Genomic DNA, 15,303 nt, shown 5'->3' with positions numbered 1-15,303 from the left:
GAATGACGGGTTGCTGCCCTGAGTGGATAGTCCGCCGCCGCATGCGCCACTTCCCGGGCAATCGAGACGCATCGGGCGGCGGACTATCGCACTCGGGCACCCTGAGCCCCACCGAAAACCGCTCGACAGCCACCCACGGACCCACGAGGCTCGCCCGCATGACCAGCAGTGACCTGTGGGACGAGGAGACCGCCCACGCTACGACGACCCCGCGGACCCGATGTTCACGCCGGAGGTCCTCGACCCCACGGTGGACCTCCTGGCCGAGCTGGCAGGCGAGGGCCGCGCGCTCGAGCTCGCCGTCGGGACCGGCCGGGTCGCGTGTCCGCTGCTCGCCCGCGGTGTGCCCGTCGCCGGCATCGAGCTGTCGGCGCCGATGGTGGCCCGGCTCCGGCGCAAGGCGGAAGAGCAGGTGCTGCCGGTGACCCTGGGCGACATGGCGACCACCCGGGTCGCCGGCGAGTTCTCGCTCGTCTACCTCGTCTACAACACCATCGGCAACCTCCGCACCCAGGACGAGCAGGTGGCGTGCTTCGCCAACGCCGCACGCCACCTGGCGCCCAGGGGCCGGTTCGTGGTCGAGGTCGGGGTCCCGCCGCTGCGGCGGCTGCCGCCCGGACAGGTCGCGGTGCCGTTCGACGTCAGCGAGGGCCACCTCGGCTTCGACACCTTCGACCTGGTCGGCCAGCAGGGCACCTCCCACCACTACTGGCCCGCCGACGACGGCACCACCCGCTACGGCGCCCACCACTACCGCTACGTCTGGCCCGAGGAGTGCGACCTGATGGCCAGGCTCGCCGGCCTGGAGCTCGAGGCCCGGTACGCCGACTGGGACCGCTCGCCGTTCACCGCCGACAGCGAGCGCCACGTCTCGGTCTGGCGCAGGCCCTGACTCACTTCGGCGGCAGCGAGCGCGCGACGTCGAGGCCGACCCGTACCCAGTCGCGCAGCCGGTTGTCCGTCTCGAGGGCCGGCGCGGTGACGTGCAGCCAGCCCGCCATCGACCGCCCACCCATCGCGAAGCGGGTCACCACGTCACCGTCGAGCAGCTCCTCCGCCCGGGCCGGTTCGGCGCGGAGCAGCAGGCCGCCCTGGCCGCTCGCGGCGACGGCCATGTGGCCGCCGACGAAGAACGCCAGGCCGCCGAACATCTGCTTCTCCGTGACGCCGGGCTCGTCGGCCAGCACGTCACGCACCCGGTCCGCGAGGGCGAGGTCGTAGCTCACGCAGACGATCGTGCCACCTCCGGATATCCAGTAGGAGTCTGTCGGTGGCAGTTCGTAGGATCGCCCATCGTGAGCGAAACGATGATCTCGGCCGTCGGACTGCGCAAGTCGTTCGGGGAGTTCGAGGCGGTCAAGGGCATCGACGTCGACGTACGCCGGGGTGAGGCGTTCGGCTTCCTCGGCCCCAACGGCGCGGGCAAGTCCTCCACCATGCGGATGATCGCCGCGGTGAGCCCGGTCGGTGGGGGAGAGCTGCGGATCCTCGGCATGGACCCCGCCACCGACGGCCCCGCGATCCGCGGCCGGCTCGGCGTCTGCCCCCAGGAGGACACGCTCGACAACGAGCTCAACGTCTACGACAACCTCTACATCTACGGCCGCTACTTCGGCATCGACAAGGCGACCGTGCGCGAGCGCACCGACGAGCTGCTGACCTTCGTGTCGCTGACGGAGAAGGCCAAGTCGAAGGTCGAGGACCTCTCCGGTGGCATGAAGCGGCGGCTGACCATCGCCCGCAGCCTGATCAACCAGCCCGACCTGCTGCTGCTCGACGAGCCCACCACCGGCCTCGACCCACAGGCCCGTCACGTCCTCTGGGACCAGCTCTTCCGCCTCAAGCAGGCCGGGGTCACCCTCGTCATCACGACCCACTACATGGACGAGGCCGAGCAGCTCTGCGACAGGCTGGTCGTGATGGACAAGGGCCTGATCGTCGCGGAGGGCAGCCCGCGGGAGCTGATCGACGCCCACTCCACCCGCGAGGTCGCCGAGCTGCGGTTCGGCGTCGGCGAGCACGAGGCGCTCGCCGCCAAGGTCGAGGACCTCGGCGACCGGGTCGAGGTGCTGCCCGACCGGTTGCTCGTCTACAGCCACGACGGCGAGGAGGTCATCGCCAAGGTCCACGAGCGGGGGCTGCAGCCCGCCGCGGTGCTGGTGCGCCGCTCCACGCTCGAGGACGTCTTCCTCCGCCTCACCGGCCGGACCCTGGTCGACTGATGGCGACCCTGACCCTCGGCGAGGCGGTCGGCCGCCAGTACGACTACTGGTGGACCGTCTACAAGCGCACCTGGAAGGCCAGCGTGGTCTCCAGCTTCGTGAGCCCGATCTTCTACGTCCTCGCGATGGGGGTGCTGCTCGGCGGGTTCATCGCGGGCGATCCCGACCAGCTCGAGGGCGCGACGAGCTACCTCGCGTTCGTCGTCCCGGGCCTGGTCGCCGCCCACGCCATGCAGACCGCCGTGAGCGAGACCACGTACCCCGTCATGGGCATGATCAAGTGGCAGAAGATCTACGACTCGATGGTCGCGACGCCACTGCGGATCCGCGACATCGTCGCGGCCCACCTGCTCTTCGTGCTGTTCCGCCTCGCGACGACCTGCGCGGTCTTCATGCTGGCGCTCGCGCCCTTCGGCGTCTTCGAGACCTGGTGGGGGCCGCTGCTGGCCTTCCTCTCGCAGGTGCTCTGCGGCATGGCCTTCGCCTCGCTCGTCTACGGCTGGAGCGCCAGGCTTCGCAGCGAGGCCGGCTTCGGTGTGCTCTTCCGGCTCGGCATCTTCCCGCTGTTCCTCTTCTCGGGAGCGTTCTTCCCGATCGCCAACCTGGGCGAGGCCGGTGCCTGGGCGGCGCGGCTGACGCCGCTGTGGCACGGCGTCAACCTCTCGCGGATGTTCTGCGTCGACAACGTCGACTGGCCGCTCGCCCTGGTCAACACGGCGGTGCTGGTCGCCCTGCTGGTGGTCGGGTGGTCCTGGTCGGTGACCGGCCTGACGAAGCGGCTGGTGAGCTGATGAGCACGGTCACGCCCCTCGGCCCGTTCCAGGCCCTCCAGGTGCTGGTGCTGCGCAACTACATCACCTACCGCACCGAGTGGAAGCTCTTCCTCACCGGCTTCCTCGAGCCGGTCTTCTACCTCTTCTCCATCGGCATCGGCGTCGGCCAGCTCGTCGAGGGCTTCGAGTTCAACGGCGAGCCGATCTCCTACGCCGCCTTCGTCGCGCCCGGCATGCTCGCGGTCTCGGCGTTCAACGGCGCGCTCATGGACTCCACCTTCAACGTCTTCTTCAAGCTGAAGTACGACAAGCTCTACGACCAGATGCTCGCCACCCCGCTCACCACCGCCGACATCGCCCGCGGCGAGATCACCTGGGGCCAGCTGCGTGGCGCGAGCTACTCCGCGGCCTTCCTGCTGGTGATGTGGGCGATGGGGCTGATCGGCTCCTGGTGGGCGCTGCTGGCGCTGCCCGCGGCGCTGCTGATCGGCTTCGCCTTCAGCGCGGTCTGCATGGCGCTGACGACCTGGATGAAGAGCTGGCAGGACTTCGACAAGATCACCCTCGCCCAGCTGCCGATGTTCCTCTTCTCGGCCACGTTCTTCCCGCTGACGGTGTTCCCGACCTGGCTGCAGTGGGTGGTGGAGGTGACCCCGCTCTACCGGGGTGTGGTGCTGTGCCGGGAGCTGACGACCGGCTCGATCACGTGGGCGAGCGGCGTCTCGGTCGTCTACCTCGTCGTGATGGGGCTGGTCGGCCTCGCCGTCGTGCGCCGCCGGCTCGACTCCCTGCTGCTGACGTGACCGGGCTGGTTGGATGTCAGCCATGACGATCGAGCCCGACACCAAGGACTGGACCTGGGTCCTGGAGCGCAGGTGCCCCGAGTGCGGCTTCGACGCCCCGGCGCTGGACCGGGCCGACGTCCCGCAGGCGATCCGCGACAACGCGACCCTGTGGGAGGTCGTGCTCCACACCGAGGACGCCGCGGTCAGGCCCTCGAGCAACGTGTGGTCGCCGCTCGAGTACGCCTGCCACGTCCGCGACGTCAACCGGCTCTTCGAGCAGCGACTGCGGCTGATGCTCGACCACGACGCCCCGGCGTTCGAGAACTGGGACCAGGACGCAGCCGCGCTGGCCGGTGACTACGGCAGCCAGGACCCTGCGGCGGTCGCGGCCGAGGTGGTCGCCGCGGCCGACGCGGTCGCCACGGCGTACGAACAGGTCGGCGCGAGCCAGTGGGAGCGGACCGGGCTGCGCGGCGACGGGGCGGCGTTCACCGTCGACACCTTCGCCCGCTACCACCTGCACGACCTCGTGCACCACGCCCACGACGTCTCCTGGGTCGAGCTCCCGTAGCACTCGCGACCCTGTGCCGCCATCGTCCGTTCGGGTCATGGCGAGATGGCCCGGACGGACCATACGGTGACGCCATCAGAGCCATACGGGGGGTTTGGCGATGGCGCCTCGCGCGCGTCCGGGACACACCGCCCCGGGTCCGGCGCGGGCCCGGTGGGCAGGCCTGGCTGCGCTGGTGGTCCTGGCCGGGGTGCTCGTGGTCGGTCCGTGGTCCGACGCCTGGAGCGCCTGCGACCGGCCGACCATCACCTTCCGCTGGGGCGGTGACCAGGACGCGGCCGGCGAGCCCGACCTGCGGTGGGAGAACCCCACCAACTGGGACGAGGGCAGGGTCCCGTCGACCACCGACCGGGTCTGCGTCCCGGACTGGCCCCACGGGGCACCGGAGGTCCACGGAGCCAGCGCCGGTGGGGTCATCGACGCCAGCCGCACCACCATCACGCTCCGGGGCGGGATCCTGACGGTGGGGGAGTCACTGGCCGCGCGGACGCTCGTCGTGCACGCCGGCGAGCTGCGTGGGCCGGGGACCCAGGACGTCGGGACGTTGCGGATCGCCGAGCCGGCCGTCCTCGACCTCGTGTCGGAGTCGGCCTGCCCGGGACCGGTCCTCCTCAGGTGTGCGTCGGACCCGGCTGGTTGGATGGGAGGCATGAGCACCCAGCCCGACCCCGGACGATGAGGCACACCGAGTTCTGGGCCCGGATGGAGGCGGCGCTGGGCCCGGCGTACGCCCGGACCTGGGCCACCCAGCACGTCATCGGCGCCCTCGGCGGCCGGACGCCCACGGAGGCGCTCGACGACGGGTGGTCGCCCAAGGAGGTCTGGCGGGAGGTGTGGCAGGTGCTCGAGCTCCCCGCGTCCCAGCGATGACCACCCAGGCACGCACCGCGCACGACGTGGCGGCCGTCCACCGGCGGACCGTCGTCACCCTCGTCGTCGCCCAGTCGATCGGAGCGATCGGCATCACGATCGGGGTCGCGACGGCCTCGCTGCTGGCGCGCGACGTGTCGGGCTCGGAGAGCCAGGCGGGGCTCGCGCAGACCACCCAGGTGCTCGGCGCGGCGGTGGCCGCGTACTGGCTCGCCCGCGTGATGTCGCGGCGGGGCCGACGCGTCGGGCAGGTGATCGGGCTGCTGCTCGGTGCCGCCGGGGCCGCCCTCGCGGTGGTGGCGGGCGTGATCGGGTCGATGGCGCTGCTGCTGGTGGGCGCCGGTCTTCTCGGCTTCACCTCCGCGGCCAACGCCGCCGCCCGCTACGCCGCGACCGACCTCGCCCCGGCCGGCAGCCGGGCCCGCTCGCTGTCGCTGGTCGTGTGGGCCACCACCGTCGGCGCCGTCGTCGGCCCCAACCTGAGCGGGCCCAGCGGTGCGCTGGCCGCCTGGTGGGGGATCCCCGAGCTGACCGGGCCGTTCGCGATCGCCGCGATCGGCATGCTGCTCGCGGCCGTGGTGATCGCGGTCTTCATGCGCCCCGACCCGCTGCTCCTCGCGCGCGCCTCGGCGGGCGCGGACGAGACGCCGCCGCCGGGGACCTCGTGGGGACGGGCGGTGGCCGCCCTCCGCGCCAGTCCGCCCCTCGCCGCGGCGGTCCTCGGGCTGGCGAGCGCCCACGCCGTCATGGTGTCGGTGATGATCATGACGCCGCTCCACATGGAGCACGGCGGGGCCGAGCTGAGGGTGATCGGCTTCGTGATCTCGGGCCACGTGCTCGGCATGTTCGCGTTCTCGCCGGTGATGGGGTGGCTGGCCGACCGCTGGGGCCGGCCCGCGATGCTCCTGACCGGCGCCGGCATCCAGCTGCTCGCGCTGCTGCTGGCCGGCGTCTCGCCGGAGGGCTCGTCCTGGCAGATCTTCGGCGGCCTGTTCCTGCTCGGCCTCGGCTGGTCCGCGGCCACCGTGGCCGCCTCGGCGACGGTCGCCGACCTGGCCCCCCTGGCGTCGCGCACGGACGTGCAGGGCGTCGCCGACATGGTGATGTGGCTGACCGCGGCCGGAGGCGGCGCGCTCTCCGGGCTGATCGTCGCCGGATGGGGCTATCCCGCACTCAACGGCTTCGCCGCGGTGCTCTGCGGCGGCGTCGTCCTGGCCGGCGTGGTGACCGCGGCGGCGACCGGCGACCAGGACACGCCTGACAAGGTGGAGGCATGACCGAGGCAGACATCGCCGTCATCGGCGGATCCGGCTTCTACTCCTTCCTCGAGGATGCCGAGGAGCGTCACGTCCCCACCCCGTACGGCGACCCCTCCGGACCGGTCGCCCTCGGGACCGTGGCCGGCCGCCGGGTGGCGTTCCTGCCGCGGCACGGCGCCCACCACGCCTTCCCGCCCCACCGCATCAACTACCGCGCCAACGCGTGGGCGCTGCGGTCCCTGGGCGTACGTCAGGTGCTCGCCCCCTGCGCGGTCGGCTCGCTCACCCCCGACCTCGGGCCGGGGACCGTCGTCGTCCCCGACCAGCTCGTCGACCGCACCCACGGCCGGGCGGCGACCTTCGTCGAGACCGGTGCCTGCCACGTCCCGTTCGCCGATCCCTACTGCCCGCGCGTCTCCGACGCCGTGCTCCAGGCGTCGCCGGACGCGACCCGCGGCGGGACGATGGTCGTGGTCGAGGGGCCGCGCTTCTCGACCCGTGCCGAGTCCCAGCACTACGCCGCGCAGGGCTGGAGCCTGGTCAACATGACCGGACACCCCGAGGCGGTCCTGGCCCGGGAGATGCAGCAGTGCTACGCCGCGGTCGCGCTCGTCACCGACCTCGACGCCGGCCTCGAGTCCGGCTCCGGCGTGTCGCAGGACGAGGTCTTCGCACTCTTCGCCGCCAACCTCGAACGGCTCCGGGGGATGCTCGCCGACGCGATCGCGACCCTTCCCGATCCCGATGGCTGCACCTGTGCCACCTGGGCCGACGGCATCGAGCTGACCTACGAGGTCCCGTGAGGGTCCTCGTCACCGGGTCGGCCGGGTTCATCGGGAGTGCGCTCACGGAGGCGCTGACGGCCCGCGGCGACGAGGTCGTCGGCGTCGACCTGATGCTGCCCGAGGCCCACGGGCCGGCCGACGCACCTGCCGGGACCCACCGGCTCGACGTGCGCGACGCCGAGGCGTGGAGCGACCTGCTCGCGGGGGTCGACGTGGTGTGCCACCAGGCGGCCCTGGTGGGGGCGGGGGTCCGGGTCGCGGACCTGCCCCACTACGCCTCCCACAACGACCACGGGACCGCAGCCCTCCTGGCCGCGATGCACGGCGCCGGCGTACGCCGCCTGGTGCTGGCGTCCTCGATGGTGGTCTACGGCGAGGGGCGCTACGACTGCCCCGACCACGGTCCGCGGCCGGTGCGGCCACGCAGCGTGGCCCGCCTCGAGGCCGGCGACTTCGAGAACCACTGCGACCTGTGCGACGCGGTCCTGCGGTGGCAGCTGGTCGAGGAGTCAGCGGCGCTCGACCCGCGCAGCGCCTATGCCGCCAGCAAGCTCGCGCAGGAGCACTACGCCTCGGCGTGGGCGCGGCAGGCCGACGGCGCCGTGGTCGCGCTCCGCTACCACAACGTCTACGGACCGGGGATGCCCCGCGACACCCCCTACTCAGGGGTCGCGGCGATGTTCCGGTCCTCCCTCGAACGCGGCGAGGCGCCGCAGGTCTTCGAGGACGGGGGCCAGGCCCGCGACTTCGTGCACGTCTCCGACGTGGCGCGCGCCAACCTGGCGGCCGTGCTCACCGTCGCCGGCGAGGCGACGGGCTCGCTGGCCGCCTACAACGTCTGCTCCGGGACCCCGGTCACCATCGGCGAGGTGGCTCGCCTGGTCGCCCGGGGGAGCGGCAGCGCGCTTGCGCCCGAGGTCACCGGTGGCTTCCGGCTCGGGGACGTACGCCACGTGGTCGCGTCACCGGAGCTGGCGCGGCGCGAGCTCGGCTTCACCGCGCAGGTCTCGCCGTCCGCCGGGCTGCCGGAGTTCGCGACCGCGCCGCTGCGCAGCTGAGACGGGCTCACCAGCTCGTGTAGAGCAGGTGCTCCAGCAGCAGTGCGGCGACCAGCTGGAGGGCCAGCCCGGGCCGTCGCCAGGACTCGGGCAGCAGGGCCGTCGACAGCAGCAGCCACGGCACGAAGGGCAGCCAGATCCGCTCCACCTCCGAGCGGCTCATCTGGGAGAGCGTCGCGATGAGCACGGCAGCGGCGGCCGCCGTCAAGAGGAGCGCGACGGCCGGGTCCGCGCGTCGCCGCAGCGCCATCAGGCGACCGAGGCCGGCGCCGAGCAGGGGGCCGGCCGACAGGGTCAGGGCAGCGAGGTTCGCCCACGTCCAGTACGCCCCCGGACGCTCCGAGGCCAGGCCGCGCCAGTAGCGCTCGTGGAGTGCCGGGTAGGCCTCCCACCACGCGAAGCCCAGCGCGGCGAAGCCGACCACGACGCCGAGGGCCGCCGTCGCGGCCAGCGGCAGCGGCCACCACGAGCGGGCCAGGGCCAGGACGGCCAGCGCGAGGAGCCCCAGCAGCGGCAGGCCGTAGGACATCATCACGCAGCACCCGAGCAGCACGCCGGCGAGCAGCGACCACGTCACGGTCACCCCACGGCCGGTCGAGGTCGCTGCCACGGCCAGCACGGCCAGTCCCCAGGCCGCGACCGCCGCGAAGACGGCGTCGGCCGAGACGGACATGAAGATCGCGGCCGGACCTAGCGCCAGGAACGGCGCGGCGCGGCGGGCGGCGCCCTCGGCCCCGAGCCGGCGCAGCGTGAACATCACGGCGGGCGCGGTGCTGGCTGCCACGACGGTCACGGCGAGGCCCATGGCCAGGTCGCTGCCCAGGCCCACCCGGGCGAGCCCGACGAAGAAGAGCAGCGCCAGCGGCGGGTGGCCGGCCACGTGGGTCACGAAGTTGTCGGGGTGGTCGGCATCGATGCGCGGCACCCAGGCCTCGAGCAACGCCGGCACGTCGGTCACGCCGCGCGCGGTGTCGCCGTAGTCGTAGCCGTGGGCCGTCACGTGCGCGATCCCCGACCAGCCGTCGGTGAGGGCCAGCGAGAGCGCCCACGCCAGCGCCACGGCGTACGACGCGAGCAGCAGCCGGCGCCAGGCGAGCCGGTCCGCCAGCCCGGTGGCCCAGCGCCACGACGCCAGGGCCAGGAGGATCGCGGGCAGCGTCCCGGGGCCGAGCCAGACCGGCGACCAGGTGCCGTGGAGCGGGGGGACCGCGATGCCGCCGGCTCCGGCCGAGCGCGAGCGGACCTCCCACCCGGTCAGGGCAGGGAGGAGCACGGCGAGGACCACCAGCAGCACCGCGACCACGAGACCGGTCCACGCCGACCGGGAGCCTGCGGGGACCGCTCGGGACATGCCGTGGACTCTAGGCCGGTGGCGGTGGCAGGGACGCTGGCACGCGCGGACACGTCAGCGATCCGTAAGGTGCCGAGACGCCCGTCGGCGCAGGTCAGGCACCTACTGTGAACGACGTGCCCCCGACCTGCGACCTGATCCTCCCGTGCCGCGACGAGGCCGCGGCCCTGCGGGACCTGCTGCCCCGGATCCCGGCGGAGTACGCCGTCATCGTGGTCGACAACGGGTCCCGCGACGCCACCGCGGAGGTGGCGCTCCGCCTGGGTGCCCGGGTCGTCCCGGAACCGGCTCCGGGATACGGCGCCGCCGTGCACGCGGGGCTGCTCGCCGCCACGTCCGACCTGGTGGCGGTCATGGACGGTGACGGCTCCTTCGACCCCGCCGAGCTGGGGACCCTCGTCGCCGACGTCGCCGAGGGCCGGGCCGACCTCGCCGTGGGCAGGCGGCGGCCGGTCACCGCCGGCGTGTGGCCCTGGCACGCCCGGCTCGGCAACGCGCTGGTGCTGGCCTGGCTGCGCCGCCGGATCGGCCTCGCGGTCCACGACATCGCGCCGATGCGGGTGGTCCGGCGCGCCGACCTGCTGGCGCTCGACGTCCGCGACCGCCGCTTCGGCTACCCCGTCGAGCTGCTCCAGAAGGCGACCGACGCCGGGTGGCGGGTGGTCGAGCGCGACGTCAGCTACCACCCCCGGGCCGAGGGCACCCGCTCCAAGGTGTCCGGATCGGTGCGGGGCACCACCCGGGCCGCGCGCGACTTCTGGCGGGTGCTCTCGTGACCCCGACCCGGCTGCTGGTGGTGGCCAAGGCTCCGCACCCCGGACAGGTCAAGACCCGGCTCGGCGCCGAGGTGGGTCACGAGGTGGCCGCCGACCTGGCGGCGGCCGCGCTGCTCGACACCCTCGCCGCCTGCCGTGGCGCGGTCGGTGGCGGTCGGTGCCACCTCGCGCTCGCGGGCGACCTCGCCGGCGCGGTCCGCGAGACCGAGCTGCGCGACGGCCTCGCCGGGTGGACCGTACGACCACAGCGCGGCACCGGACTCGCCGAGCGGCTGGTGCACGCCCACCGGGACCTCGGCCCCGGGCCGGTCGTCCAGATCGGGATGGACACCCCGCAGGTGGACGCGCACCACCTCACCGACGTCGCCGCAGGGCTCGACGCCGCCGACGCGGTGCTCGGCCCCGCCGTCGACGGCGGGTGGTGGGTCCTGGCGCTGCGGGACCCAGGGCATGCCCGGGTGCTGCACGACGTCCCCATGTCCCGACCCACCACTGGGCGCGACACCCGCGTCGCGCTGGAGACGGCCGGACTGGACGTCGCCGACGCCACCGAGCTGCGCGACGTCGACACGGTGGCGGACGCCGACCTCGTGGCCGCCGACGCACCCCACGGCGCCTTCGCCCGAGCCTGGCACGGGGTGCGGGCCCGATGACGGACGCCGCCTTCACCCAGGTCTTCGCCCGCGCGCTGCAGGGCCACCCCTGCCACGTCGTCGAGGTCGACGGGTACGGCGAGCCGCGCTCGCTGCCCGTCGCCGACTGGGCCCGGGCCGCCGACGAGGCGGACCACCTGCTCCTCGACCGCTGCGAGGGAGCCACGCTCGACATCGGCTGCGGCCCGGGTCGGCTCAGCGCCCGGCTGGCCGAGCTCGGCCACGTCGTGCTCGGCATCGACGTCGTCCCCGAGGCCGTGGCGCAGGCGATCGGCCGCGGTGCGACGGCGCTGCGCCGCAACGTCTTCGAGTCGCTGCCCGGAGAGGGCCGCTGGCGCACCGCGCTGCTGGCGGACGGCAACATCGGGATCGGCGGCGACCCCGCCGCGCTGCTGGGCCGGGCGCGCGAGCTGCTCGACCCGCGCGGGCGGGTGGTGGCCGAGGTCGCACCGCCGGGACTGGGCCTGCGCACCACGTGGGCGGTGCTGACCTGTGGCGACGAGCGGAGCCGGCCCTTCCGGTGGTCGGTCGTGGGGGCCGATGCGGTGCCGGGTCTGGCCGCCGGGGTCGGGCTGCGGCAGACCGGCCTCCACCGGGCCGGCGACCGGTGGTGCGTCGTGCTGGAGGAGGCGCCGTGAGGCCCCGCCCGCCCGCGCCGGAGCACTTCACCAGCCGCCTGCGCAGCCCGGCGGTCGCCAGCCGGGTGGGTGTGCTGCTCGGCATCTCCTTCGGCCTCTGCTTCCTCACCGGGCTGGTGAGCCACTACGCCCAGCTGCCGCAGCAGCCCGTCCCGTTCCCGGCCAGCCCGGCCTGGGGCTACCGGGTCACGCAGGGGCTGCACGTCATCAGCGGGACCGCCGCCGTGCCGCTTCTCCTGGTGAAGCTCTGGACGGTCTATCCGAGGCTGTTCCTGCGCCCGCCGCGCCGGCTCCGCGGGTTGCTCGTGGAGGTTGCCGAGCGTGGCTCCATCGCCGTGCTCGTCGCGTCGGCCGTCTTCCTGCTCGCGTCGGGCCTGGCGAACTCGACCGCCTGGTATCCGTGGGCCTTCTCGTTCCGGACCACCCACTACGCCCTGGCGTGGGTCGCCATCGGGGCGCTCGTGCTGCACGTGGCGGTCAAGCTGCCGCTGATCCGGCAGGCGCTGCGGGCCGACGTCGACGACACCGCGCTCGACCGGCCCACCGCCACCGAACCCGGGGCCCTGAGCAGGCGTGGCCTGCTGCGGACCACCTGGCTCGCGGCCGGCGTGGCGGTCGTCGCGACGGCCGGCAACAGCGTCGGCTGGCTGCGTGAGGTCTCGGTGCTGGCGGTGCGCTCCTCGGACGGCCCGCAGGGGCTGCCGGTGACCAAGTCCGCGCGAGCCGCCGGGGTCCTCGAGACGGCCACCAGCCCGGCGTACCGGCTCACCGTCGAGCACGCGGGCGAGCGGCGCACGTTCGGGCTCGAGGAGCTGCAGGCGCTGCCGCAGGTCACCGAGACGCTGCCGATCGCGTGCGTGGAGGGGTGGAGCGAGAACGCCGAGTGGACCGGGGTCCGGCTGCGCACGCTGCTCGACCTCGTGGGCGCCCCCGCCGGGAGCGCGGTGGTCTTCGAGTCGTTGCAGGAGTCGGGTGCGTTCCGGACCTCCGCTCTGCCCGGCCACTTCGCGGACGACGACCGCACGCTCGTCGCGCTGCGCGTCAACGGGGAGGTGCTGTCGCTCGACCACGGCCATCCCTGCCGGCTGATCGCCCCCAACCGGCCGGGCGTGCGTCAGACGAAGTGGCTGTCCCGGGTGGTGGCGACGTGACCGGCGTGCGCTGGACGCTGGGCGTGGTCGGCGTCGCCGTCGGGGTGTACGGCGGCTGGCTGCTGCTCACCCGCCAGGCCGGTGAGCAGCTGGTCTCCGCCGCCCAGTGGCTGGTCGCCGGGGTGGTGCTCCACGACGCCGTGCTGGTGCCGCTGGTGCTGGTCGTCGTGGCGCTGGCCGGGCGCGTGGCACCCCGGTCCGTCCGGGCGCCGGGCGCGGTGCTGCTGGTCGTGGTCGGTTCGGTGACGCTGCTGGCGGTCCCGGTCCTGGGGGGCTTCGGCCGGCGGCCGGACAACCCCTCCCTCCTCGACCGGGACTACACGGCCGGCTGGCTGGTGCTCGTGGCGACGCTCGTCGTGGCGGTGGCCGTAGGGTCGGTCGTCCAGCGGCGGAGGAGGGCCCGTGGCACAGATCCTGGTCGTTGACGACGACCCCACCGTCAGGGAGGTGGTCGTGTCCTACCTGCGGGCGAACCGGCACGACGTCCGTGAGGCCCGGGACGGCGAGACGGCGCTGGTGATGGCGGAGGAGCAGTCGCCGGACCTCGTCGTCCTGGACCTGATGCTGCCGGGGATCGACGGCCTCGAGGTCTGCCGGAGGCTGCGCGCGGTCGGGCCGGTGCCGGTCATCATGCTCACCGCGCTCGGGTCCGAGACCGACCGGGTGGTGGGGCTGGAGCTCGGCGCCGACGACTACGTCACCAAGCCGTTCAGCCCGCGGGAGCTGGCGCTGCGGGTCGACTCGGTGCTCCGACGTACGAGCGAGCCCGAGCCGGCCGTGCCTGACGTGCTCGAGGACGGCGACCTGGTGCTCGACTCGGTCCGCCACGAGGTGACGCGCGCCGGGTCCCCGCTGTCGCTGACCGCGCGGGAGTTCGACCTGCTCCGCTTCCTGCTCGCCCACCGCGGCGAGGCGTACTCCCGCGAGGACCTCCTGCAACAGGTGTGGGGCTGGTCGTTCGGCGACCAGTCGACGGTGACCGTGCACGTGCGCCGGCTGCGCGAGAAGGTCGAGGACGACCCGACCCGGCCCGAGCGGCTGGTGACGGTGTGGGGCGTGGGCTACCGCTGGGAGGAGAGCGCATGAGTGGTGACGAGCTGCAGGTCATCGGGGTGGCCGCGGCCAGCGCGGTCGGGGTCGGCGCCGTGGGGCTGGGTGTCGCCTGGCTGCTGCGTCGCCGCTCGATCCGCTGGCAGCTGTCGCTGGTCGCGGTCGTCGCGGCCCTCTCGGTGCTCGTGGGTGTCGTGGGTGCGGCGCAGCTGATGTTCATCTCGCAGCACGACTGGAGGGTCGTGGCCCTGGTGGCCGTGGTCGCGGGTGTCGTGTCGCTGGCCGTGGCCCTCGCGCTGGGTGCGGCGATCGCCCACTGGTCCGCATCACTGCGCGAGGACGCCCGCCAGCTCGCCCGGCCCGGTCCGTACGAGGCGCGAGGTCGTGGTCCTGCGGAGTTCCGGGAGCTGTCGGAGGAGCTGACGCGCACCAGCGAGAAGCTGGAGGAGTCGCGGGCGCGCGAGGCCCGGCTCGAGGGGTCGCGTCGCGAGCTGATCTCGTGGGTCTCCCACGACCTGCGGACCCCGCTCGCCGGGATGCGCGCCATGACCGAGGCGCTCGAGGACGGGATGGCTCCCGACCCGGAGCGCTACCGGACCCAGATCCGGGTCGAGGTGGACCGCATGGTGCGGATGGTCGACGACCTCTTCGAGCTGTCGCGGATCCACGCCGGCGTGCTGCGGATCGAGCCCGAGACGGTCCTCGTCGGCGACCTGGTCAGCGAGGCGATCGCCGGGGCCGACCCCGTCGCCCGGGCACGCAGCATCCGTCTGGGCGGCTCGGTGGAGGAGGGGATCGCCATCACCGCGGACCCGGCGGGCCTGTCGCGGGTGATCTCGAACCTGCTCATGAACGCGATCCGCCACACCCCGGCCGACGGCGTCGTCGAGATCCACGGCCGGACCGTGCCGGACGGGGTGGAGCTCAGCGTCACCGACGGCTGCGGCGGCATCGACGCGGCCGACATGGCGCGGGTCTTCGACGTCGCCTGGCAGGGCGAACCGGCACGCACCCCCGCCCAGGAGGAGGACGGGCGGGTGCGCGGGGCCGGTCTGGGGCTCGCGATCGTCAAGGGCATCGTGGAGGCGCACCGCGGCGTGATCGGGGTGGAGAACGTCGAGGCGGGCACCGTCCCGGTGGGCTGCCGGTTCCTCGTCCGGCTGCCGGCGTCCTAGGACGTGTCTCCCGGCTCCATGGCCTGCTGCGACGGCCGAGAACTGAGGGACACGCCCTAGCCGCGACACGCGGGAGGCGCGGATGACCTCGGTCGAACAGTTGTTCGGCTAGGGTTTCGTCCACAGGTGCGACGCGGAGCGAGTTGTCCACAGCCCCGTCCGGACCGGACCACGCTGTCAGTGGCT

General features: G+C 73.7%; 19 protein-coding genes. 17 read left to right on the top strand and 2 right to left on the bottom strand.

Translation table 11 applies throughout. From position 1 onward, the window contains the following. The first annotated feature begins 175 nt into the window (after window positions 1-175). Window positions 176-892, top strand: a complete 717-nt coding sequence (locus EXE57_RS03535; RefSeq protein WP_244246974.1) for a class I SAM-dependent methyltransferase — start codon at window positions 176-178, stop codon at window positions 890-892. A 1-nt stretch (window position 893) separates the two neighbouring features. On the opposite strand, the gene EXE57_RS03530 is transcribed toward EXE57_RS03535, so the two are convergent. Beyond that, complete coding sequence (locus tag EXE57_RS03530; RefSeq protein ID WP_135074053.1) at window positions 894-1,226, bottom strand: TfoX/Sxy family protein; 333 nt, start codon at window positions 1,224-1,226, stop codon at window positions 894-896. Between the two features lie 69 nt (window positions 1,227-1,295). On the opposite strand from EXE57_RS03530, the gene EXE57_RS03525 reads away from it, so the two are divergent. The 9 genes from EXE57_RS03525 to EXE57_RS03485 all read left to right on the top strand — a co-directional run bounded on the left by EXE57_RS03525 (window position 1,296) and on the right by EXE57_RS03485 (window position 8,323). Continuing rightward, window positions 1,296-2,222, top strand: coding sequence for an ABC transporter ATP-binding protein (locus tag EXE57_RS03525; RefSeq protein ID WP_425271700.1), 927 nt, complete (start codon window positions 1,296-1,298; stop codon window positions 2,220-2,222). Continuing rightward, window positions 2,222-3,013 carry an ABC transporter permease gene (locus EXE57_RS03520; protein WP_135074050.1) on the top strand — a complete coding sequence of 264 codons (792 nt, stop codon included), beginning with the start codon at window positions 2,222-2,224 and terminating at the stop codon, window positions 3,011-3,013. Before EXE57_RS03525 ends, EXE57_RS03520 begins: the two co-directional genes overlap by 1 nt. Then, window positions 3,013-3,798 (top strand): ABC transporter permease, encoded by a 786-nt coding sequence (locus EXE57_RS03515; protein WP_135074048.1) that lies wholly within the window; start codon window positions 3,013-3,015, stop codon window positions 3,796-3,798. The genes EXE57_RS03520 and EXE57_RS03515 overlap by 1 nt, the downstream gene beginning before the upstream one ends. 22 nt (window positions 3,799-3,820) lie before the next feature. Then, on the top strand, window positions 3,821-4,351 hold the full coding sequence (locus EXE57_RS03510) for a DinB family protein (protein ID WP_135074046.1): 531 nt from the start codon (window positions 3,821-3,823) through the stop codon (window positions 4,349-4,351). A 100-nt stretch (window positions 4,352-4,451) separates the two neighbouring features. Next, complete coding sequence (locus EXE57_RS03505) at window positions 4,452-5,030, top strand: hypothetical protein (protein ID WP_135074044.1); 579 nt, start codon at window positions 4,452-4,454, stop codon at window positions 5,028-5,030. Then, window positions 5,027-5,221 carry a DUF3046 domain-containing protein gene (locus EXE57_RS03500; RefSeq protein ID WP_135074042.1) on the top strand — a complete coding sequence of 65 codons (195 nt, stop codon included), beginning with the start codon at window positions 5,027-5,029 and terminating at the stop codon, window positions 5,219-5,221. Before EXE57_RS03505 ends, EXE57_RS03500 begins: the two co-directional genes overlap by 4 nt. After that, window positions 5,218-6,498, top strand: coding sequence for an MFS transporter (locus EXE57_RS03495; RefSeq protein ID WP_135074040.1), 1,281 nt, complete (start codon window positions 5,218-5,220; stop codon window positions 6,496-6,498). Before EXE57_RS03500 ends, EXE57_RS03495 begins: the two co-directional genes overlap by 4 nt. Beyond that, entirely contained in the window at window positions 6,495-7,283 is a 789-nt protein-coding gene (locus EXE57_RS03490; RefSeq protein WP_135074038.1) for an S-methyl-5'-thioadenosine phosphorylase, read from the top strand. Before EXE57_RS03495 ends, EXE57_RS03490 begins: the two co-directional genes overlap by 4 nt. After that, window positions 7,280-8,323 carry an NAD-dependent epimerase/dehydratase family protein gene (locus EXE57_RS03485; protein ID WP_135074036.1) on the top strand — a complete coding sequence of 348 codons (1,044 nt, stop codon included), beginning with the start codon at window positions 7,280-7,282 and terminating at the stop codon, window positions 8,321-8,323. The genes EXE57_RS03490 and EXE57_RS03485 overlap by 4 nt, the downstream gene beginning before the upstream one ends. Before the next feature lie 7 nt (window positions 8,324-8,330). On the opposite strand, the gene EXE57_RS03480 is transcribed toward EXE57_RS03485, so the two are convergent. Then, window positions 8,331-9,674, bottom strand: a complete 1,344-nt coding sequence (locus EXE57_RS03480; protein WP_135074034.1) for a hypothetical protein — start codon at window positions 9,672-9,674, stop codon at window positions 8,331-8,333. A 116-nt stretch (window positions 9,675-9,790) separates the two neighbouring features. On the opposite strand from EXE57_RS03480, the gene EXE57_RS03475 reads away from it, so the two are divergent. Genes EXE57_RS03475 through EXE57_RS03445 form a run of 7 tightly spaced genes read left to right on the top strand, consistent with a single transcriptional unit; the run spans window position 9,791 to window position 15,117 of the window. Further along, window positions 9,791-10,450: a glycosyltransferase family 2 protein gene (locus tag EXE57_RS03475; protein ID WP_135074032.1), complete on the top strand. Its 660-nt coding sequence runs from the start codon at window positions 9,791-9,793 to the stop codon at window positions 10,448-10,450. Then, the gene (locus EXE57_RS03470; protein ID WP_135074030.1) at window positions 10,447-11,103 is read left to right on the top strand and encodes a TIGR04282 family arsenosugar biosynthesis glycosyltransferase; all 657 of its coding nucleotides are present in this window, start codon (window positions 10,447-10,449) and stop codon (window positions 11,101-11,103) included. The genes EXE57_RS03475 and EXE57_RS03470 overlap by 4 nt, the downstream gene beginning before the upstream one ends. Next, window positions 11,100-11,741 (top strand): methyltransferase domain-containing protein, encoded by a 642-nt coding sequence (locus EXE57_RS03465; protein WP_135074028.1) that lies wholly within the window; start codon window positions 11,100-11,102, stop codon window positions 11,739-11,741. Before EXE57_RS03470 ends, EXE57_RS03465 begins: the two co-directional genes overlap by 4 nt. Continuing rightward, the gene (locus EXE57_RS03460) at window positions 11,738-12,892 is read left to right on the top strand and encodes a molybdopterin-dependent oxidoreductase (RefSeq protein WP_208542954.1); all 1,155 of its coding nucleotides are present in this window, start codon (window positions 11,738-11,740) and stop codon (window positions 12,890-12,892) included. Before EXE57_RS03465 ends, EXE57_RS03460 begins: the two co-directional genes overlap by 4 nt. 5 nt (window positions 12,893-12,897) lie before the next feature. Beyond that, window positions 12,898-13,317 (top strand): hypothetical protein, encoded by a 420-nt coding sequence (locus EXE57_RS03455; protein WP_167305804.1) that lies wholly within the window; start codon window positions 12,898-12,900, stop codon window positions 13,315-13,317. Then, window positions 13,295-13,978 (top strand): response regulator transcription factor, encoded by a 684-nt coding sequence (locus EXE57_RS03450; protein WP_135074024.1) that lies wholly within the window; start codon window positions 13,295-13,297, stop codon window positions 13,976-13,978. The genes EXE57_RS03455 and EXE57_RS03450 overlap by 23 nt, the downstream gene beginning before the upstream one ends. Beyond that, complete coding sequence (locus EXE57_RS03445; protein ID WP_135074022.1) at window positions 13,975-15,117, top strand: sensor histidine kinase; 1,143 nt, start codon at window positions 13,975-13,977, stop codon at window positions 15,115-15,117. The genes EXE57_RS03450 and EXE57_RS03445 overlap by 4 nt, the downstream gene beginning before the upstream one ends. Window positions 15,118-15,303: the final 186 nt, after the last annotated feature.

It is taken from the genome of Nocardioides euryhalodurans, assembly GCF_004564375.1.
Lineage (GTDB): Bacteria > Actinomycetota > Actinomycetes > Propionibacteriales > Nocardioidaceae > Nocardioides > Nocardioides euryhalodurans.
This window is presented reverse-complemented; position numbering and strand designations above follow the sequence as displayed.